The sequence below is a fragment of the Acinetobacter sp. YH12116 genome, from assembly GCF_013418895.1.
GTDB classification, from domain to species: domain Bacteria; phylum Pseudomonadota; class Gammaproteobacteria; order Pseudomonadales; family Moraxellaceae; genus Acinetobacter; species Acinetobacter indicus.
Genome location: NZ_VPBE01000036.1, coordinates 1 through 19744, shown reverse-complemented (window position 1 = coordinate 19744; position 19744 = coordinate 1). Strand labels below are relative to the sequence as shown.

Annotated in this window: 21 protein-coding genes, 2 tRNA genes and 1 pseudogene; 13 read left to right on the top strand and 11 right to left on the bottom strand. The window is 42.5% G+C overall.

All coding sequences use genetic code 11. The annotated features are described in order from the left end of the window. The first annotated feature begins 256 nt into the window (after positions 1-256). On the top strand, positions 257-823 hold the full coding sequence (locus FTU54_RS13755) for a recombinase family protein (RefSeq protein WP_000678311.1): 567 nt from the start codon (positions 257-259) through the stop codon (positions 821-823). A gap of 206 nt (positions 824-1029) precedes the next feature. Here the strand turns inward: FTU54_RS13755 and FTU54_RS13750 are convergent, their stop codons facing one another. The 3 genes from FTU54_RS13750 to FTU54_RS13740 all read right to left on the bottom strand — a co-directional run bounded on the left by FTU54_RS13750 (position 1030) and on the right by FTU54_RS13740 (position 2962). After that, positions 1030-1863, bottom strand: a complete 834-nt coding sequence (locus tag FTU54_RS13750) for a macro domain-containing protein (RefSeq protein ID WP_019383561.1) — start codon at positions 1861-1863, stop codon at positions 1030-1032. Then, positions 1863-2420: a TIR domain-containing protein gene (locus FTU54_RS13745; RefSeq protein ID WP_026094005.1), complete on the bottom strand. Its 558-nt coding sequence runs from the start codon at positions 2418-2420 to the stop codon at positions 1863-1865. Before FTU54_RS13745 ends, FTU54_RS13750 begins: the two co-directional genes overlap by 1 nt. A gap of 164 nt (positions 2421-2584) precedes the next feature. Continuing rightward, entirely contained in the window at positions 2585-2962 is a 378-nt protein-coding gene (locus FTU54_RS13740; protein WP_265596404.1) for a transposase, read from the bottom strand. A 331-nt stretch (positions 2963-3293) separates the two neighbouring features. On the opposite strand from FTU54_RS13740, the gene FTU54_RS13735 reads away from it, so the two are divergent. After that, positions 3294-3548, top strand: coding sequence for a helix-turn-helix domain-containing protein (locus FTU54_RS13735; RefSeq protein ID WP_180074841.1), 255 nt, complete (start codon positions 3294-3296; stop codon positions 3546-3548). A gap of 130 nt (positions 3549-3678) precedes the next feature. On the opposite strand, the gene FTU54_RS13730 is transcribed toward FTU54_RS13735, so the two are convergent. Further along, positions 3679-4383 (bottom strand): IS6-like element IS1008 family transposase, encoded by a 705-nt coding sequence (locus FTU54_RS13730; RefSeq protein WP_180074840.1) that lies wholly within the window; start codon positions 4381-4383, stop codon positions 3679-3681. Between the two features lie 154 nt (positions 4384-4537). On the opposite strand from FTU54_RS13730, the gene FTU54_RS13725 reads away from it, so the two are divergent. Next, complete coding sequence (locus FTU54_RS13725; protein WP_168370874.1) at positions 4538-4897, top strand: hypothetical protein; 360 nt, start codon at positions 4538-4540, stop codon at positions 4895-4897. A 684-nt stretch (positions 4898-5581) separates the two neighbouring features. On the opposite strand, the gene FTU54_RS13720 is transcribed toward FTU54_RS13725, so the two are convergent. Next, positions 5582-5869, bottom strand: coding sequence for a hypothetical protein (locus FTU54_RS13720; RefSeq protein WP_180074839.1), 288 nt, complete (start codon positions 5867-5869; stop codon positions 5582-5584). A gap of 179 nt (positions 5870-6048) precedes the next feature. Here FTU54_RS13720 and ssb point away from each other — a divergent pair, with 179 nt between their 5' ends. The 5 genes from ssb to FTU54_RS13695 all read left to right on the top strand — a co-directional run bounded on the left by ssb (position 6049) and on the right by FTU54_RS13695 (position 11052). Then, positions 6049-6609 carry a single-stranded DNA-binding protein gene (gene ssb / locus FTU54_RS13715; protein WP_180074838.1) on the top strand — a complete coding sequence of 187 codons (561 nt, stop codon included), beginning with the start codon at positions 6049-6051 and terminating at the stop codon, positions 6607-6609. A 242-nt stretch (positions 6610-6851) separates the two neighbouring features. Next, positions 6852-7415 (top strand): alkyl hydroperoxide reductase subunit C, encoded by a 564-nt coding sequence (gene ahpC / locus FTU54_RS13710; protein WP_005180661.1) that lies wholly within the window; start codon positions 6852-6854, stop codon positions 7413-7415. A 201-nt stretch (positions 7416-7616) separates the two neighbouring features. Then, entirely contained in the window at positions 7617-8492 is an 876-nt protein-coding gene (locus FTU54_RS13705; protein WP_168416949.1) for a pirin family protein, read from the top strand. A gap of 433 nt (positions 8493-8925) precedes the next feature. After that, complete coding sequence (locus tag FTU54_RS13700; protein ID WP_180074837.1) at positions 8926-10224, top strand: FAD-dependent oxidoreductase; 1299 nt, start codon at positions 8926-8928, stop codon at positions 10222-10224. A gap of 3 nt (positions 10225-10227) precedes the next feature. Further along, the gene (locus FTU54_RS13695; RefSeq protein ID WP_180047391.1) at positions 10228-11052 is read left to right on the top strand and encodes a cyclopropane-fatty-acyl-phospholipid synthase family protein; all 825 of its coding nucleotides are present in this window, start codon (positions 10228-10230) and stop codon (positions 11050-11052) included. A 61-nt stretch (positions 11053-11113) separates the two neighbouring features. On the opposite strand, the gene FTU54_RS13690 is transcribed toward FTU54_RS13695, so the two are convergent. The 3 genes from FTU54_RS13690 to FTU54_RS13680 all read right to left on the bottom strand — a co-directional run bounded on the left by FTU54_RS13690 (position 11114) and on the right by FTU54_RS13680 (position 12503). Further along, positions 11114-11189: transfer RNA gene (locus FTU54_RS13690), tRNA-Thr, on the bottom strand. 223 nt (positions 11190-11412) lie between these two features. Further along, the gene (locus tag FTU54_RS13685) at positions 11413-11640 is read right to left on the bottom strand and encodes a hypothetical protein (RefSeq protein WP_005180651.1); all 228 of its coding nucleotides are present in this window, start codon (positions 11638-11640) and stop codon (positions 11413-11415) included. Between the two features lie 773 nt (positions 11641-12413). Beyond that, positions 12414-12503: transfer RNA gene (locus tag FTU54_RS13680), tRNA-Ser, on the bottom strand. Between the two features lie 121 nt (positions 12504-12624). Between FTU54_RS13680 and FTU54_RS13675 the strand changes: the two genes are divergently transcribed. Then, complete coding sequence (locus FTU54_RS13675; protein ID WP_104513218.1) at positions 12625-14505, top strand: potassium transporter Kup; 1881 nt, start codon at positions 12625-12627, stop codon at positions 14503-14505. An 88-nt stretch (positions 14506-14593) separates the two neighbouring features. Here FTU54_RS13675 and FTU54_RS13670 read toward each other — a convergent pair whose 3' ends face one another. Next, the gene (locus FTU54_RS13670; RefSeq protein WP_163141045.1) at positions 14594-15241 is read right to left on the bottom strand and encodes a hypothetical protein; all 648 of its coding nucleotides are present in this window, start codon (positions 15239-15241) and stop codon (positions 14594-14596) included. A gap of 264 nt (positions 15242-15505) precedes the next feature. Between FTU54_RS13670 and FTU54_RS13665 the strand changes: the two genes are divergently transcribed. Together FTU54_RS13665 and FTU54_RS13660 are read left to right on the top strand one after the other, a co-directional pair. Beyond that, positions 15506-16588, top strand: coding sequence for a DNA/RNA non-specific endonuclease (locus FTU54_RS13665; protein ID WP_180047389.1), 1083 nt, complete (start codon positions 15506-15508; stop codon positions 16586-16588). Between the two features lie 69 nt (positions 16589-16657). Then, entirely contained in the window at positions 16658-16903 is a 246-nt protein-coding gene (locus tag FTU54_RS13660; protein ID WP_005180612.1) for a hypothetical protein, read from the top strand. Between the two features lie 107 nt (positions 16904-17010). On the opposite strand, the pseudogene aqpZ reads toward FTU54_RS13660, so the two are convergent. Both aqpZ and FTU54_RS13650 read right to left on the bottom strand, forming a co-directional pair. Then, a pseudogene (aqpZ, locus tag FTU54_RS13655) lies at positions 17011-17658 on the bottom strand (aquaporin Z). Positions 17659-17800: 142 nt separating this feature from the next. Further along, the gene (locus tag FTU54_RS13650) at positions 17801-18817 is read right to left on the bottom strand and encodes an AraC family transcriptional regulator (protein WP_168408842.1); all 1017 of its coding nucleotides are present in this window, start codon (positions 18815-18817) and stop codon (positions 17801-17803) included. A gap of 110 nt (positions 18818-18927) precedes the next feature. On the opposite strand from FTU54_RS13650, the gene FTU54_RS13645 reads away from it, so the two are divergent. Then, positions 18928-19560 carry a hypothetical protein gene (locus FTU54_RS13645; protein ID WP_104472616.1) on the top strand — a complete coding sequence of 211 codons (633 nt, stop codon included), beginning with the start codon at positions 18928-18930 and terminating at the stop codon, positions 19558-19560. A gap of 57 nt (positions 19561-19617) precedes the next feature. Beyond that, a partial coding sequence (locus FTU54_RS13640; protein WP_180074836.1) for a MerR family DNA-binding transcriptional regulator occupies positions 19618-19744 on the top strand: 127 nt, incomplete at its 3' end.

Below are 19744 nucleotides of genomic sequence, written 5' to 3'. Positions count from 1 at the left end.
TAATATTACTGAAATTACGTTACAAATAGAAAATACGAAATGTAATACATTGAACCAACATAAACACTAATTTGGACTTTAGTCTTCATATAGATGTTTTGTGTAACTTTAAAGTATACCCTAAAGTTACAATCTGAAAGTTCATGAAATTATGTATCATTTAAATGATTTTTAATCATAAGTAACATGTAACTTTAGTGTTAAAGATTTATAATTTACGAAATTGTTCATTTTTATCCAATTGGGGCGTGAAAAAGTGAAAGGCCAAAAAGTAGGGTATGTCCGGGTAAGTTCTGTCGAGCAAAACACTGGACGTCAACTTGAAGGAATTGAGGTCGACCGGATTTTTGTTGACCGTGCTTCAGGTAAAAATACTGACCGACCTAAATTTCAGGAAATGTTGAACTATGTCCGGGAAGGGGACAGGGTGATTGTACATTCAATGGATCGTTTTGCGCGAAGCCTAAAAGATTTGGTCACTGAAGTAGATAAACTGGTCAAACGAGGGATCGCCATCCAGTTTGTAAAAGAAAATATTACTTTTACAGCCGAATCCACCCCGATGGATAATTTGATGCTTCAAATGATGGGTGCTTTTGCACAGTTCGAACGTGAGATCATTTTAGAGCGGCAAAAGGAAGGAATAAAACTCGCCTCTGCTCAGGGGAAGTACAAAGGTCGGGTGCATAAACTAAAGCCTGACCAAGCTGAAGCTTTACGACAAGCATGGAAGGAGGGGAAGTATCCATCGAAAATGGCATTAGGGAAAGCTTTTGGGATTAGTCGTCAGGCGGTATACCGATATTTACAAGTTAGTGAATAGCTTATTGGGATTAGCAACTAAATTTAGTTTAACTTATAAAAATCATGAAACACTGTTCGAATTTTAAGCGTGGAACATGAATAATCAATAAAAAGCCGCTCTGGTGCCTTACTTCCTAGAGCGGCTTAATCTAATATACTGAAATTTAATGATAAATATAAAGTGTTTCATATAAGGTGTATTATGTTAATTTAAGGAAATCTTAATCAAATTCCATTCTTTGTTTCCTGAATATCCAATAAATTTATTTTATTCATTTTTTCAGAGTGAATAACAATAGTTAATTTAGCAGGATGTTTAAATCTCATTTCGCTAATTCTGAATGTCCAAATCATAATTTTTAGTAAGTCCTCATCACTAATTCCCCTATGCTCTTTAATCCTTGTAATACCTGAACCAAATATAGGGACAGAAACACTGCGCTGCCCATAAACTATATTTACTTTGTCCCAGAATGTTATTAGAAATCCTAGATACTCAGGCATGGTTAAATTAGCTCTATTAGAGGAGTCAAATTTAGAAAAAGCAGTCAAAATATAGTCATTATGAACAAATATAGTTCCTATTTTAAACTTCTTTTTCTTTCCAACTAAACGATCTACGTTTTCCTCTAATATTTCATTATCCTCAAAAGGATAGTTATCAATCTCTTGATCAAGAGCACTTATTTCTATATCTAATTTTTTTTGTAAAAAAATTCCATTTAGAGAAACTTCATTAATAATTTTATTATCAACTAAAGTGTCAAAATATTCATTAAAAGCAATTACCTTCAATCCATCTTCTTCAAAAATATCGCCTTCCTTAATACAAACTGTAGTACCTTCAATATCAATTTCAACTGAATTTAATTTATTTGCTTTTCTCCAATCATAGATATAAATAATCACTAAAAATACTAAGAATACTCCACCTAATAAGCCTTGTATCTTTGATGGTATGGGAACAAAAGCAAGTAATAATGTTGCAAAGGCACTGAATAGAGATATTTTTAAAAAAAAGGAATCTCTCAACTTTTTATTAAATATTTTAACTTTCATTATAATTTATAGTCTTTAGATTCTAGAGGTGACTGTACTGTAAATCCTTTGTTTAATAGTGCGTTATGAAGTAAGGACTTATTTAAGGGAACATGTAAAACAGGAATATTTTTTTTAGAGTCCCTGAAAATTGGTAAATTATCCCACAATTGAGTCACTTCATTTTTAAATTGTCCATTTACTGATAAAAGTTCACTGTATGTCGTAAATTCTGGATAAACAACAATAATTGGTAGTTTAAGTACATTCACGCCATAATCAATTTCTTCTCTTAATGCTCTTGAGTTTTTAGTCTTTGAACTTAAAAAAAGAATAATATTTTTTGAATTTCTTAATCTTTCTCTTAATCTAGGTTTTAAGGTTTGCTCCCAATTACTATTATCTCGAACGTTATAAGTCGTTTCATGAGCGTTATAAAATGGAAAACTACCATCTTTTCCTTTCCATGCTTTTAGCATCTGATAATGACAAAAGTCATGTGTAGCATATGCTCCTAATGAAGATGGGTCAAAAGGTTCACTTACATAAAATGCGCTGTAACTATTAATTCTACTCACTTGATTTTCCTTAAATTATTTATATCTTATAATAATGCATTGATTATAAATGACAAGTAATAGAATTAATTCTAAAGATCAAATTGATATATATTTAACATAATGGGCGTTATACGAACTATCTTTGTAATGCATATTGCATTACAATAGAGTTCTTTCATAAGTCATTTTTTACTCAGCTCTAAATTATAGATTCCCGCAATTAAATTGAATCTCAAACCAAGTCTTTTACCTCGGTTGCGATATCGCTCGGCAAGGATTTTGAAGGTTTTTAAACTACCAAATACATGCTCAATGCCAATTCTTCTTTTATTAATTTCTTGATTGTAAAGCTTTAGCTCAGGAGTCAGTTTGCAACATTTTTTTGCTTTTAATGGCAATAGACTATTTGGATACACTGCGTAAATCCCTTGATAGCCTTTATCTGCAAGAATAAAGGAGCCTACAGGAATCTGATTCAAGTTACGTTTGAAGAGTTCGAAATCATGTACAGCACCATGACTTGTACATAAACTCAGAATTTTCTGAGTTCTATAATGAATGGGCTTTGTTGCATAAATATGTAAGCATCTGATTTAAATAAATTTAATTTTGGATCAAAAAATAATCAAAACTTTTAAAATCATATATTTATGAAATCTTTGTGCAACAAAGCCATTTTTAATCCATTTGAAGTGTAATCCAATTTTTTTTCAGCAATAATCTATTTTTAGTGCTCAGCAATTAGAATTAAAGTATCTTGAACTTCATTTAAATCAGATTCAGAAAATGGATAAAGGTAAAATCTGATGTTAGCTATATGGCGAACTTTGTATAATTTATACTCTATTTCGCTATATAGCTAACATTAAATATAGGGAAAAATCAGAAATTATGGCTACTAGAAAAGAAATCGGAGAAAAAATAAAATTGTCTAGGAAAAATCTAGGTTATACACAAAAGAATGTATCAGAGAAATCTGGAGTCAATAAAACAACAATTTCTGAGATTGAAAATGGTCATTTCACAGGCTCTTTTGACTTGTTTGAAAAAGTACTGAGTTGTGTCGACTTACAGTTCGAAGTCGTACCTAAAAAGCATACATTACCTCAATGGGACGAAATCGAGTTGTTATTCAGAGAAAATTGAATTAAAGAATGGGGGATTAACTTCCATTCTATGACTTCGCATAAGAGATTTTATATTAAGTAAGTTCATGAAAGGCCTGAGAACAGAGGGCACTGTTGCAAATAGAGATTTGAGTCGATGAAGTTCCTTTTTAAAAGTGCTTAGAGACCGAAAACCCTGTTACTTCACCTTGAGGCTGACCATAATAAAATGACGATGCTTGTCCTTTACGTAGTGCACGCATGACTTCAATACCTTTAATTGTGGCATAAGCCGTCTTCATAGATTTGAATCCTAATGTGGCCCTGATGATCCGCTTTAACTTACCATGATCACATTCAATGACATTATTTTTATACTTAATCTGCCTGTGCTCAATATCTACTGGACATTTTCCTTCTCGCTTTAACCGTGATAAAGCATGGCCATAGGTCGCTGCTTTATCTGTATTGATGACCCGTGGAATTTGCCATTTTTTCACCGTATTGAAGATCTTTCCTAAAAAACAATAGGCTGATTTACTGTTCCGTCTAGCGGAAAGGTAAAAGTCAATCGTATGACCACGTTGATCAACTGCACGATACAGGTAAGTCCATCGCCCCTTCACTTTGATATAAGTCTCATCCATATGCCATGAATGTAAATCTGTAGGATTACGCCAATACCAGCGTAAGCGTTTTTCCATTTCTGGAGCATAACGCTGAACCCAACGATAAATTTTGGTGTGGTCAACATTCACACCTCGTTCAGCGAGCATTTCTTGAAGTTCACGATAGCTGATGCCATATTTACAATACCAACGAACAGCCCAAAGAATGATTTCACCTTGAAAGTGCCGACCATGGAAGGGATTCATCTGCTGTATCTCGAAATAAATAAGATATTTAGCTTATCATGTCAGCCTATTTGCAACAGTGCCATCAAAACTGTTCGATTGAATAAAATTTAGGCCACGTTCCTAATTTTAATGTAATGTAAAAAGAACTGTTTCTTATATTAAGGACACGATCATGAGTCCACATTCACAACAAATAGATAGATCCAGACTTCTGGCTAAAGCGTCCTGGAAAGCTGCTGAACAGCTTGGACTAAAGCCAGAGCAATTTTTAAGGATTCTAAATCTGGAAGGTGTTGATGGTGAATTTTCTGAATTACAAACCTTAGATCCGAATTCTCAATCAGGGGAAATAGCACTAATTGTAATTCGAATTTACAGAGCTGTTTATAGCCTGAATGGTGGTGATATTAAATGGATGCATCATTTTCTCAATTCTCCTAATTCATTAACTGGAGGAGTTCCTATAGAACAGATGGAAAGTATGAATGGACTACTTTCTGTACTTAAGGCCGTAGAAGCCTTTCCATGTTAAAGTACTGACTTTTAAAGAATACTAGGTAATCATCAATTTACATGAGCAAGAATTTGTTCTTACTGAAATTTATGAAGCATTAAAAAATTCAGACCTTAAAATTAAGTCTCCAAGTGGTAAAGCAACACACTGCATCTCTAACTATCACCGTAAAAATGATTCATTAGATATCAAATTCAGAAAATCTACTATCCATGGTGTTAAAGGTGAAACACATGAAGCTACTATGCTGATCTCAAACCCTACACGGAATGGAACTGGCACACATTGGTCTCATTGGATTGGAGATAAAACATCTGAAGCTGCGCGATTTGCGTATGTTGCATCCTCAAGACCAAAGCATGTTTTAGTATGGTGTGTTAAAAAACTAAATTCTTCTGAACAGAAGGATTTGAAAAGTTTGGGGTTTGAAATATTGGATTGTTAGTTAGCACTTATAAGATATCTTTTAACAAGTTTAAGTGTCCAAGTTAGATAAGAATCATTGTACATATGCTAGCGATACTTAGTGTCCATTTGTATAAGAATATGCAATAGTCGTAACAAGTATTTTAATTAAAATAGTTGGCAGAGGTTAGATTAGAATAAGTCTAACCTCTTTGTTGCGCTATACATTTGTATTTGAAATTAAGGATTTTCAGATATAACTGAATATGTTCTATTATTTTGATTATAAATATAGCTCTATATTGGTACTATTTTGTCTAAAACAAAAGGGTGTGCTAAAAATCCAATAACTACGTTTTCAATTTCCAATTTTTTTAGATTTGAACGTACCTCATCAGAAACGAATACTTTCCTTTTATCATCAATAATATAAGAGAAATAATAGGTTTCTAGATCACCATTTGATGATGTGACGACTTTATTCGTTACAACTAAACCATCAGAGGTCTTTATCGAAGTCAATGTTTCTATTTTTTCTAATGCCATTAGCGTACGTTCTTTATTTAGAGTTAACTTATTTTGCATATTAAATTTATTACTTGTAACTATCTAATAGTTTTTTTGTAACAAGATAATTTGGCAAAAAATGAGTTATGTGCTTAAAAAATAGTCTCTTATTGTTACAGAAATATAAATAGAGTTAAAATATAAAAAATTACTTTAATTAATTGATATAAAAAATTAAAAAATAATTATAGTAAAGATTGGTGAGCAAAGTCATCTTAGTTGGTACTTTAGGTCGAGATCCAGAAACAAAAACTTTCCCGAATGGTGGCTCGCTTACTCAATTTTCCATTGCCACCAGTGATGCGTGGACCGATAAAACCACCGGTGAGCGTAAAGAGCAAACCGAATGGCACCGTATTGTGCTGCATAACCGTTTAGGTGAAATCGCGCAGCAATACTTACGCAAAGGTTCAAAAGTCTATATTGAAGGTTCATTGCGTACCCGTCAGTGGACCGATCAGAATGGTCAGGAACGCTACACCACAGAAATTCGTGGCGAGCAAATGCAGATGCTGGACTCTGGTCGTCAGCAAAGTGAGCAGGGCGATAATGGTTTTAGCCAGCCACGTTTTAACAATAACCAGGGCGGTGGTTATAGCAATAACAACCAGGGTGGCTATGCGCCGCAAGCTCAAGGTGGTTTTAACAACAATAATGCTGGTGGTGGCTATGGCAACCAGGGTGGTTATCAGCAACCGAAACCAGCTCCTGCTGCAACGCCTGCACCGGCAGATTTGGATGATGACTTACCATTTTAAGGTCATCATCTAAAGCAGAAATTGATAAAAACCCTTTGTTTTGGCAAAGGGTTTTTTATTGCCTGTGTGAAAAGTAGGATAGATCAATTGAGGAAAACGATAAAAACTTCAATGGAGATAGAATATTTAAATCTGTATTTCCGATTATTTTTATAAAAAAGTACTGTTTTACCGATTTACCTCAGTTTTGTATTCTAGCTTCACAAGATAAGCAATCCCCACAACGCACTGAGGAATACAAAATGAGTTTAATCAATACCCAAGTGAAAGCCTTTAACGCTACTGCTTACCAGAATGGTCAATTCATTGAAGTGTCTGAGCAGGACATGATCGGTAAATGGTCGGTGGTATTTTTCTATCCTGCAGACTTTACCTTTGTCTGTCCAACCGAATTAGGCGATCTGGCTGATCATTATGCTGAATTCCAGAAAATGGGCGTTGAAATTTATGGCGTATCCACTGATACCCACTTCACCCATAAAGCCTGGCACGATACTTCAGACGTGATTGGTAAAATCCAGTATCCGCTGATTGGCGATCCAACCTGGACTCTGGCAAAAAACTTTGAAGTGTTAATTGAGGCTGAAGGTCTGGCTGACCGTGGTACTTTCGTGATTGATCCGGAAGGTACCATCCAGATCGTTGAAATTAACGCTGGCGGTATTGGCCGTGATGCCCAGGAACTGCTACGTAAAGTCAAAGCAGCGCAATATGTCCATGCACACCCAGGTGAAGTTTGCCCGGCAAAATGGAAAGAAGGTGAAGCAACGCTTGCACCGTCAATCGACCTGGTCGGTAAAATCTAATCCAGTTGCATTTATCTTCTGATGAAAATCCAGAACTCCGGTTCTGGATTTTTTTTGTCTGTTGAAAGAGAAACCAAGCAGAATCCGGATGCGCCTGGATGATTCTATTCTTGCAATGCAGTATGCCAGATTTGCGCTAGCTGGCCGCACCGCAAAGGCTTAACATGAAACGATCAATTCTCCTTGCAGGCGCAGGACAGTATGAAAAAAATAATTGGTTTATATCGAAATAAAAACATGCACTGGGTCGGTGATGGTTTTCTGGTACAGAACCTGTTTGCTTATGACCGTTTAGGTCAGGCCATCAGCCCGTTTTTAATGCTCGACTATGCTGCGCCTTATCCGTTTGAGGCAACGATAGCGCAGCGTGGTGTGGGTTCACATCCGCATCGTGGCTTTGAAACTGTGACTCTGGCCTATCAGGGCGCCGTCACCCATCAAGATTCGGCCGGTGGCGGGGGCACCATTCAGACGGGTGATGTGCAGTGGATGACAGCCGGTGCCGGCGTGGTGCATGAAGAGTTTCATTCTGCCGATTTTGCCGAAGCCGGTGGACTGTTTGAAATGGTCCAGCTCTGGGTCAATTTGCCAGCCAAAGACAAAATGACCGCGCCGCGTTATCAGGCCATTGCCGCTGCCGATATTCCCCGAATTGAACTGGACGATGCCGCCGGGCACCTCCGGGTGATTGCCGGGAACTATTTAGGTCACACCGGGCCGGCACAGACCTTTAGTCCGGTCAATGTCTGGGATGGTAGCTTACATAAAGATGCGCAAACCTTTGTGCATGTCCCGGTGACTCACAATGTCCTGCTGGTGGTGCTAAAAGGTGAGCTGCTGGTGAATGGCAATCAACAGGTGCAGGACAGTTCTATCGTGATGTTTGCCCGCGATGCCGAGCCGACCATTCAGTTGCAGGCGCAGCAGGAAACACAGTTTTTAATTCTGACCGGTGAGCCATTAAATGAGCCAATTCAAGGCCATGGTCCTTTTGTGATGAACAGCAAACAGGAAATTATTCAGGCCTTTGAGGACTTTCATTCTGGTAAGTTTGGCCAAATTCCGCCGCAAAGCTAAGCATTCAGCGATCCTGCTGCGAAAAGAAAAAAGCCTCTGATAAAAATCAGAGGCTTTCTTGTTATTGCGCTGTTAAGTTTCTTGTTTTATCTCATTTGTATCATTATCTGTAATGATTTTATGTGATGTGGTTGTCATTCTTGTGTGGAGCGTATACTAGCGGAAAGCACGCACTTTGTAAAACAACTATTCTAAAACTGGTTAATTTATACCTATTGTTTTTAAATGATTTTTAAAAATTAATAAATAAAATTTCAGGTATTTCTTATATTTACACGGGGCTTGAAAATACGTTAAAAAATGTAACAGAAGTGGCATTTTAGAACTTTATTACACTTTGTAAAAAGGGTGAATCTGGTAGTTTTTAATAGCTCATTTTGGCAAGGCATGGTTCATAATTTCGGTCAATGTTTTCATTAACGGATAAGACGTTTTGGATATTGCAGTCATCGGTAGTGGCATGGCTGGGCTAGCTACCGCAAGAATTCTTAAAGATGCAGGGCATAACATTACAATTTTTGAAGCTCTGCCTGGACGTGGAATGGACAGCCACAGTACTGAGTTTGAAGGCGGTTTAATTGACGCACCGCTGCGGGTCATGAATCCGCATTTGTGGAAAAACACGCTCAGTTTAGCCACCTATCTGGGTATTCCGACCTTCCCGGTACGGACCTATATGGCCTGTAGCTGGTTATTTGAAGACCGGACCGAAACCTGGTTAACCACCTCGCGTACGCGTATCGGGAATTTCCCGATTATCAATAACCGTAAAGGCTTGCAGCAATACGGCTGGCGTCTGGTTAAAGGCATGTTGCAGTTAAAAACGGCAATTGCCAAATTCTTCCGGTCGAAGAATCAGGACATTACCCTGGCTGAGTTCATCAACCAGAATGAAATTGAAGAAGTGTTCTGGCATGGCGCGGTAATGCCGGTGTTGTACACCATCTGTACCTGTAACCCGAAAACCATTGGCGAATGGCCAGCGAAGCCGCTGTTGACCTTCTTGCGTCAATTGACCGATGGTGATGCGCTGTTGCGTATTCAGGGTGGCACTCCGGCGCTGGTGAATAAGCTGATTGAAGGTATTCATATCAAGAGTGGTTCACCCATCACCCATATTAGCCAGCAAGATGATCAGGTCTATGTCAAAAATGCCGAAGGCGAAACTACGGTATTTGACCGTGTGGTGGTGGCCACCCCAACCACCAATATCGAGAACTTCCTCGATCGTGAACAGTTTGCCGAAGATATTGCCTTGTTAAAGCAGTTCAAGTTTGAACAGGGCGAATTGGTGATTCATACCGATAGCACAGTGATGCCGCCAAAACGCAAAGACTGGTCGGTACTGAGCTATATGATGGACCGCAAGTTTACCCGTCAGCAATTTACTGTCTGGCTAAACTCGATTGAGCCATCGCTGGTCGGTAAAACGCCGGTGTTCCAGACCTGGCGTCCGGTCACGCCTATTGATCCGAAGAAAGTCATTTCTTCTGTCACCCTGACCCGTGCGGTGGTGGATTCAAAAACTGTGGCACTGAACAAAGAATTGCAACAGCGTCATAAAGTCGCTGATCGCAAGGTGTTCTTCTGTGGTTCATGGTCATGTGACGGCTTGCCAATTTTAGAATCAGCCGTGACTTCAGCCATGCATATTGCAGAAATTTTTGGTGCACCGTTGCCGTTTGTGGGCTTAAAACCTAAAGTAGAGGTTGCTCCCCAACTCGGCTATTAATCTATGCGCTGGCTTCAGGCAATTTTTCGACAGGCTCCTTCCCATAAATATGCAATCAATGCAGCGCTTTTGGGAGATCCTGCCGAGTTGCCCTGGAGCAATCTGGGCTACTGGCACTCATCTGCACAGGACTATCCGGCGGCGTGCCAGCAGCTGGCCGATCATTTGGCCGAAGCCGTTCAGTTGCAATCCACAGATCGGCTGCTCGATTTAGGCTGTGGACAGGGCGCCAGCCTGTTGCACTGGCAACAGCATTATCAACTCTCAAATATTACCGCCGTTGAACTGCAAACGACCTGTGTCGAGCAGATTCAAGCGCGCTGGCCAGAGCTGCCCATCTATGCGCAGTCTTTTTTAAATTTAAAAAATCTCATACCTCTGGCGCCATTTGATGTGGTGCTGTGTATTGATGCGGCCTATCATCATGCTTTGAATTCATTTCTGGATGCCGTGCAACCGGTTTTAAATTCAAAAGGCCGTCTGGGTTTTCACACCCTGATATTGTCACCGCAGTTTTTAAATTCAAATACTGTGCAGCAGCACGCTTATCGCGCTTTATTAAAGGCGGCGGATGTGTCGTTGCCGGAACTGAAAACCGCAGTACAACTGGAGCAGTGTTTGCAGGAACGCGGTTTTACCCAGATTCAGATTGAAGATTTATCTGCACCAGTGTTAAACAGATTTGCCGAATATATCCAGCAGCTGCACTGGCCGCAGCACAGTTCAGGTCTGGACCGGATCAAGATTGCCATGACCGCAAAGCTGTGCCGACGTTTATATAAAGATGGCTGGGTGAGATATGTGCAAGTGACCGCACACACGCAATAAAGCAGAAAAAATAGCGCCATAAAAACAACAAAGGCCCACTAAAATAGCGAGCCTAAGAAAATGGTGCCGGCACACGGATTCGAACTGTGGACCTACTGATTACAAGTCAGTTGCTCTACCAACTGAGCTATGCCGGCATTGTGGAGTTGCATTTTACAGATTTTTAATTCGGGCGCAAGCGAAAAAATAAGCAATTAAAAGTAGGCGACAGGCGCTGTTTTATTTTTATCCAGCTCTTGTTTTCGCGCTTAAACATCGTGGAAGAGGCAAGTTTCTGCTCAAGACAACAATAGCTCACGTTCAGGGCGAGCTATTGTTTTGAATTTAAAATAAAGGGGGGTTAAGTGCCGCAGAGGCGTGCTACTTGCTCCTTAAAATACGGTCTAAATCTTGTGCACATTCTTCAAGGGTAAAAGCCATATCGAGTTGCATTTGTGGTTTGAGTTCGTTGGCGAGAGATCTCCACTGCTCAATAAGTTTAAGGGCTTTTTGAATTTTATGTCGATTGAGGTCTTTGGCGATGGTGGGGGTATAACCACCACGTTTGGCATTTTTAATTTGTTTGACATAATTTGCGCTGTTATTCATGCTCGCTCCCGAATAGCAGTTTTTTGACTGATTGGCTTTAAACATCTTTTTTGGCACGATTAAATGAAGAATATTTTTTAAGTTAATAGTTTTAAACAGTTGTTTATTTTGCCTATTGTTCTCCTTGTTCTGTTTAGGTCTGTGTTTAACATAGCACAATGCTTGCTGCTGTAAAGCTTGCGAATTCTATGCCACTTTTTATTGTTGTAGCATGAGATGATGACTTTTTGTTGACATCTGTGGTTTAAAAACAGGTTGGAACTGTGGCAGGCTGTAACTTTCACATATATGCGGGCAGGATGGCATAACCCGAAGATCATGCTTAACAACCCAAAAGATGAACGGGGAGTCAGAAAAATTGATGCTATTTTCAGCAAAGCCTGAGATGGTGCTGGAAAAATAAGCGCTACAAGTCAATGAATTTATCAATATAGTTTTGAATTTGATAGAAAAAGTCTATCTCAGGTTTCCTGTTTTATCTGTGTTAAAAACTTGACCATCCATTTAAATTTTAGGGAAGCAGATGCGATAGAGGCTCTGCTTTTTCAACTATAAATTTAAATTCAAAAGCTGATGAATTTAAAACTTAGCGGATGTATTCAGGCTCAAGTTTTTAAATTCAAAAAAATAAAAGTACTGTTGTTATTTTAAAATCTAATCCAGAAACAATCAGATAATTTCACTGTCTGGAACTGAATAATTTTGAAAAAGCAGAAAAGTCGAAGCATAAAAAAAAGACCCAAATTTTACAATTTGAGTCTTTTTAAACATTCTGGCGGTGAGAGAGGGATTCGAACCCTCGATACGCGTCAACGTATACACACTTTCCAGGCGTGCTCCTTCAGCCACTCGGACACCTCACCATAGGCCGTGGATAATACCCAAAAAAAGTCACTCTGCCAAGCTGAAACAATTGATTTGCGGAAAAACTTTTGGGCTGGTGCTATTATGCGCAAAAATACGGTCTATCCATGAAGACATTCTATGCAAAGTACTGCAAAAAAAGCCGCCCTGCCTGTGATTACCCTCGCGGCACTGGGCGTAGTTTTTGGTGACATTGGAACGAGTCCACTCTATGCCTTGCGTCAATGTTTCCTGACCGCACATCTGGCCATTTCTGAAGGCAGTGTTCTGGGGATTTTATCGCTGATCTTCTGGTGCATGATGCTGACCATCAGCTTTAAATACGTCACCATCATCATGCGTGCAGACAACAACGGTGAAGGCGGGATTATGTCGCTGCTGGCCTTAAACCTGCGTACCACCCGTATTTCTGAACAGAAGAAAATCTACCTGATTGCACTGGGCTTTATTGGTGCATCGCTGTTTTTTGGTGATGGGATTATTACCCCGGCCATTTCGGTGCTGTCGGCGATTGAAGGGCTGAGTATTGCCACCCCGATGTTTAACCAGTGGCTGATTCCCTTATCTATCGGGATTCTGGCCGGACTGTTTCTGGTGCAGCGTCATGGTACCGGCATCATGGGCACCTTCTTTGGGCCGTTGACCCTGCTCTGGTTCCTGTCGATTGGCGGGGTGGGGCTGTGGAGTATTATCCAGACGCCGTATGTGCTGGCGATGATCAGCCCGCACTGGGCCATCAACTTTGTGCTGGAACAGCCTTATGTGGCCTTTTTAACCATGGGCGCAGTCATTTTGACCATGACCGGTGGTGAAGCGATTTATGCCGATATGGGGCATTTTGGCCGCTTGCCAATCCGGATGGCCTGGTTTGTGATTGTGCTGCCATGTCTGTTATTGAATTACGCCGGACAGGGCGCCTTGTTGCTGCGTGATCCGGACGCGATTACCAATCCTTTCTATCTGCTGGTGCCGGACTGGGGTCTGTATCCGATGATTGCGCTGGCCACGGCTGCGGCGGTGATTGCCTCACAGGCGGTAATTACCGGTGTATTTTCGATGGTCAATCAGGCTATTCAGCTGCGTTATTTGCCGCGTTTATCGGTCAAGCATACCTCAGAAGTGGAACAGGGCCAGATTTATTTGCCGTTCATTAACTGGGTACTGTTTGTATCGGTGGTGATTCTGATTCTGCTGTTTGAAAACAGTGCCAATCTGGCCAGTGCCTATGGCGTAGCGGTGACCATGACCATGCTCTGCGGCACCATTTTAATTTCCATTCTGGCCTATGGTTTCTGGCGCTGGCCGGTGTGGAAAGTGCTGCTGTTTGCACTGCCTTTTTTAATTCTGGATCTGATTTTTGTCGGTTCAACCTCACTGAAAATTGTCGCCGGTGGCTGGGTACCAATTTTAATTGGTGCCATTGTATTTACCCTCCTGATGACCTGGAAAGATGGCCGCGCCTTGCTGATTCATCATCTGGAAAAAGATGCCTTGCCGATTGAGCTGTTTATTAAAAGTATCAGCATGGGCAATGACACCAAATTTGTGCCGGGCGAAGCGGTATTCTTGACTGGTACGCCGAATATCGTGCCACATGCGATGCTGCATAACATCAAGCACAACAAGGTGCTGCATGAGCGCAATATTATGGTGACGGTGGTGACGCGCGATATTCCGTATGTGCCGCAAGAAGAGCGGGTGCAGATTGAACGGCTAGATGAACGTTTTTACCGGATTTTTATCTATTACGGTTTTAAAGATCAGCCGAATATTCCGCGCGCGTTAAAGCAGGCCTATGATGAATTGGGCTTTGAATTCGACATGATGCAAATGAGCTTCTTTATTTCACGTGAACGCATTATCAGCACAGTCGGCGAAGGCATGGCACCGTGGCGGGAAAAGCTGTTTATTTCGATGCAGCGCAATACCAGTCCGGTCAGTGACTTCTACCAGATTCCGACCAACCGGGTTGTGGAGCTGGGCAGTCAAATCCAGATCTGATGCAACGGCGTGGTCTCAACGCAACTGCAATAAAAAAACCAGAGCATAGCTCTGGTTTTTTTGGAGGATAAAAGCCTAAAACAGGTCTTTAATTGGCTTCATTCAGGCTTGGGGCTTCAGGTAAGGCTTGAACAGGCGCTTGCATTTGCTCGGCGCCAGCTTCAGGTGCGGCCTGAATAGCAGGGTCTGCCATTGGTGCTGCTTCTGGTGCAGCGGCTAAGGCTTCCTGGGTAACATCGGTTTCGGCTTCTATACCATTCACCGGCGCTTCAGCTGAGGAGTCCATCATGGGCGCTGCATTCTGGGCGGCTTCCGCTGCTGGTGCAGTCAACTCTGCTGCGGGTGGTTCAGTAATAGGCTGCGCGCCCTGTGCCAGCGGATCGGTTGACTGGCCGGCCGGTACCGGTTGTGAGGTCAGCGCTGATGCATCGGGTGCAACCGCTTGTACCGGGGCATCATGGCCTGGCGCCTGGGCGGGTGCATCTGCCGGAATCACATCCAGCTGCGGATTGGTCGGCATCGGCTGAACCACTTGCGGATTGGCTTCAGAGACAATGCGCACCTGACCGCTGGCCACGATATCCTGCAATGAACCCGGCTGACCATTGACCGTGGTCACCACTTTGGCTTTCGATAAGCTTTCCAGGGTATCACCCGGTTGAATGGGAGGTTCGGCAAAGGCAGTTGCACTCATTAAACCGGTAATCAGGCCGGCACCCAGTAATTTGGAATACATAGATTCCTCCATCAAATTTTTATCACACGATTTTTTCGTGAACTACCTTGGCATATAACCTTGGCCTGACGCAACGCATCACACTGAAAGCCATCCAGACTTATCATAAACTGCGTTAAAACTCTGACAGACTGTTACACAGTCACCGCCTGTACAGCGGTTTATTGTCTAATTGTTAAGCGAACAACAGCCAGAACATATACAAGCTGCAGACCCCTTGTTAAGCTCGGCCAATATGTGATTCTTATAGTTTTTAGCAGTGTAATGGCCAGAAAAAAGCGCAGTACAAGTCAGCCTCTCTTTCCCTTTTTTCATCAAGGAAGTTTAAAAGTTGTTTTAGGTGTGGTGGCCGCTGGCAGTTTCGCGATTGCCTTTGGACAGGAAAAAATCAGCCAGTGGATGTCCTTGACACCAAGCACTTCGAATAGTGCCTGTCTGGAACAATTTTACCGTGATGTGCCGCCGTATTTAATTAAAGACAGCCTGCGCAAAGACAGTTATCCGCTGTGCTTTAATGGTTTTAATGTGATGTATTCCGGCGTGTCCAAAACTCCGCTGTGGGTGGCAGAAAGTCTGACCCCGGCGCGTTTAAGCCAGAAAATTCCCCGTGAAGACAGTTTCCATGAAGAAGAGCGGGTGAAAGAGCAGCACCGCGCGACCTTGGCGGATTATCGTGGTTCAGGTTATGACCGCGGACATATGGCCCCAAATGCGGATATGTCCAATAAAGCGGCGCAATACGACAGTTTCTCGCTGGCCAATATGGTGCCGCAAGCGCCGAAGAATAATCAGCAGGTCTGGCGTGAACTGGAAGAAGCCACCCGTGCGCTGGTGACCAAGCATAAACAGGATGTGTATGTCATTACCGGGCCGACTTTTAGTGGCAAAAAACTGAAAGCGATTGGTAATGGGGTGATTGTTCCAACCTCGGTGTATAAAGCCATTTACTTACCTAAAACCGGCGCAATTGGCGCCTACTATGCACCGAATGACAATTCCCTGCAGGTCAAGGTGGTCAGCGTCTGTTATTTAGAAGAACAGTTGGGCATTAACCTGTTTCCGCAGCTGACCGAAGAGCAAAAACGCAATACCTATAAATTGCCGCTGACCGCCAACGCGGTAAAAGCCAATAAACCACTGGAATATTCGCATTGGGATGCAGAAAGCCAGTGTGCTGAAGATGTTGCCCCGGAGCAGCTACAGGCCTTACAGCGTCAGTTTAAATCGGGAGGTAGCACGGCCACTGCCAGTGGTACAACCTTGGATGCCGATACCCAGGATGCCATCATTAAGCAGTTGATTGAGGCCTTGTTGCACTATATCTTACAGTTAATGAATAAAAGCTGATCAGCGCATATAAACGGCAGGATGGCAATTGATCCTGCCACAACAACAAGCATTACGGCCGAGGTGGGTATGTTTAAACCGTTTCAACATGGGACAGAATCTCATGCCATTCATGATCTGACTGTCGAGAATGATCTGGACTGCGTGAATGTCTATGGCAATTTACAGCTCACCAAGGACCAGGCGGGTCTGGCTGCGGCTAAAGCCTTGCAGGCACTGCTGAATGAGGTGGTTGCGGCTCTGGAAAAAGAGCCAAATCTGCCTGAAAAAGTCCAGCGTACCGAAGTACGGGAAATCGAAAATCCTTTTCTTTGACATTCTTCCTGTCTTAGAGGACAGGGTTTTTACGCTCTAACTAATAAACTGTTCATTTAAAATATAAAAAAGCCCACCGAAGTGAGCTTGTAGGACGTGCAGCAAGATTAGTCCTTCTTGCCAACCACTTTATAAATCACCGCGCCAATTACCGCACCAATCATTGGTGCAACCCAGAATAACCAGAGCTGGCTTAAGGCTGCAGTTTCTGCAAAGAACGCTACACCGGTACTACGGGCCGGGTTGACTGAGGTGTTGGTGACCGGAATACTGATTAAGTGAATCAGGGTTAAGGCCAGACCAATTGCAATTGGCGCAAAACCGGCCGGCGCACGCTGATCGGTAGCGCCTAAAATAATAATCAGGAAAAAGGCGGTTCAGACAATTTCAATGATCAGTGCTGAAACGAGTGAATATTGCCCCGGGGATAATTCACCAAAACCATTGCTGGCAAAACCACCGGTGCCGCTAAAACCGGCCTGACCCTGGACAATCAGGTATAAAATCCAGGCCGCGACGACAGCACCCAATACCTGGGCAACGATATACGGGAGCAGTTCTTTGGCTTCAAAACGGCCGCCGGCCCATAAGCCCAGACTCACGGCCGGGTTAAAGTGACCGCCTGAAATATGCCCCAAGGCATAGGCTGCGGTTAAAACGGTTAAACCAAAGGCAATCGATACGCCGACAAAGCCAATGCCCAGTTCAGGGAAGGCTGCAGCCAGCACGGCACTACCACAGCCGCCGAATACCAGTCAAAAGGTCCCCAGAAATTCTGCACAATATTTATTCATTTTCATGTCTCCAGAATTTTATTTATGTGATGAAAATTATAAAGTGTGAAATATATCACATTATTTTTGTAAAATACTCTTTTTTTATGTGCTTCAAATTAAACTAAAAAGATGAAAGATTGGTTAAGTTGTTCTGACGCCATTGCTGTGGAGTGTGCTGGGTCCACTGCTTAAAGGCACGCTGAAAGGCACTCTGTTCCGAATAGCCGAGCAGCAGGGCAATTTCCTGCAGGCTTAAATGTGGATCTTTTAAATATTGTTCGGCCAGTAAGCAGCGTACTTCCTGAATCCGTTGTTGATAGGTGGTGCCTTGCTGCTGTAAATGCCGTTGTAACTGCCGTACTGACAAATTCAGCTGCTGGGCAATATGTTCAATCTGGTACATATTGCGTTGTAAACCGGTCAGAATCGCCTGCTGTAAACGGTGGTCAATCTGGGTGGAATTTGGCAGTTTTTCCAGCAGAGCCTTGGCCTGTTGGAGCAATAAATGCTGTAAGGTCTGATCCCCCTGATAAAAGGGTTTGGACAGCTCCTGCAACGGCATTAGCACCTGGGTTTTTTCCTGGGAAAAACGTACCTTGCAATGAAAATACTGCTCATACAGTGCCACATGTCGTGGCGCCGGATTCTGGAAATGCACCTCATGCAGGCAAATATCCTGAAATTCCATAAAATGTTTCAGGAATTCCACCATCAGCGCAATGGCAATTTCATTGGTCAGTTGCGTGGTCATGGTCGGCGGCAGATCAGCCCAGCGAATGGAGAGATAATTGCCTTGCACTTCCACCTGTAACGGACTGCCGTCATACACCAGCCGGTGAAAGTCATGATAGCGTTGCAACGCTTCGCCCAGATTGTCACAGGACAGGGCAATATAGGCAATAATGCCCAGATGTTTGGGCTGCACCAGTGCGGCAATTTCCAGTCCCAACGCCGGACGCTGTAGCTGCTGTTCCAGTTCGGTCAGCAAGTCGCGCCAGAGAATATAATCAAAACGTTCCTGATGTTGAACCTGCTGTAATTTTTCTGGAACCGGCAGCTGTTGTGCTTGATAAAAGTCGTACAACAACTGGGCCAAGCCACCATAAATCGAGCCGGTATAATCCTTTATCCGTTGCATAGCTTGTCATTTTATTCTTGTCGTGATTTGTCAATCATATTCAATTTTTCCGTCAATATCTAGCCTGTGCCGACGCTTATAGTGAAGGAAAAGCACAGGAGGACTGGAGCATGTTAAAAGGATTTATTGCAGGTTTATTGGTGGCCAATGCCTTTGAATGGGTGGCACATAAATATGTATTACATGGTACCCATCGGCCGGGGCAGCCGCGTCACAGTCCGGTGCCACGCAGTATGCGTTCGCATTGGGAGCATCATCGTGAGGTGCGGAAAAATCAGTTTAATGATGAAAGCTATGTGATTGGCTGGTCGCACTGGCGCAATAAAAACGAGATTATTTCGCTGGCCGCCGCCGCGGGTGTATTTGGGCTGGTATTTTTCCCGATTTCCAAAGGCATGATGGCCGGCAGCATGTATAGTGCCCTGAATTATTACTATATTCACCGCCGTGCCCATTTGGAGCCAGAGTGGGCCAGAACAAAAATTCCCTGGCACTATGACCATCATATGAACAGCAATCAGGATGCCAACTGGTGTGTAACCAAGCCCTGGTTTGACTATATTCTGGGCACCCGGGTTATATCTTCACCGGATTTGCAGGAGCAGAATCCGCTCGGGATTGCCTTGCCACGGCCGCTGTCGGCGCTATTAAACCGCGGCGCGGAAAAATTCTTCCCGGCCAAATGGGTCGACCGGAATGAAAAGCCATCCCCAGATCTTGAGTCGCTACCTAAAGCCAGTTAATGAGAGGGTTAATAACTGCTAATTGAAATCTACTTATTTCTATATTATTATATACAGATGAGTAGATATGTTAGTATTGGCGTTGCAGCTAAAACACTGGGTGTTTCCATCCAAACCCTAAGAAGATGGGATGAGGAAGGCACTTTAGTCGCAGATAGAACCCCAAAAAATCACAGACGTTACG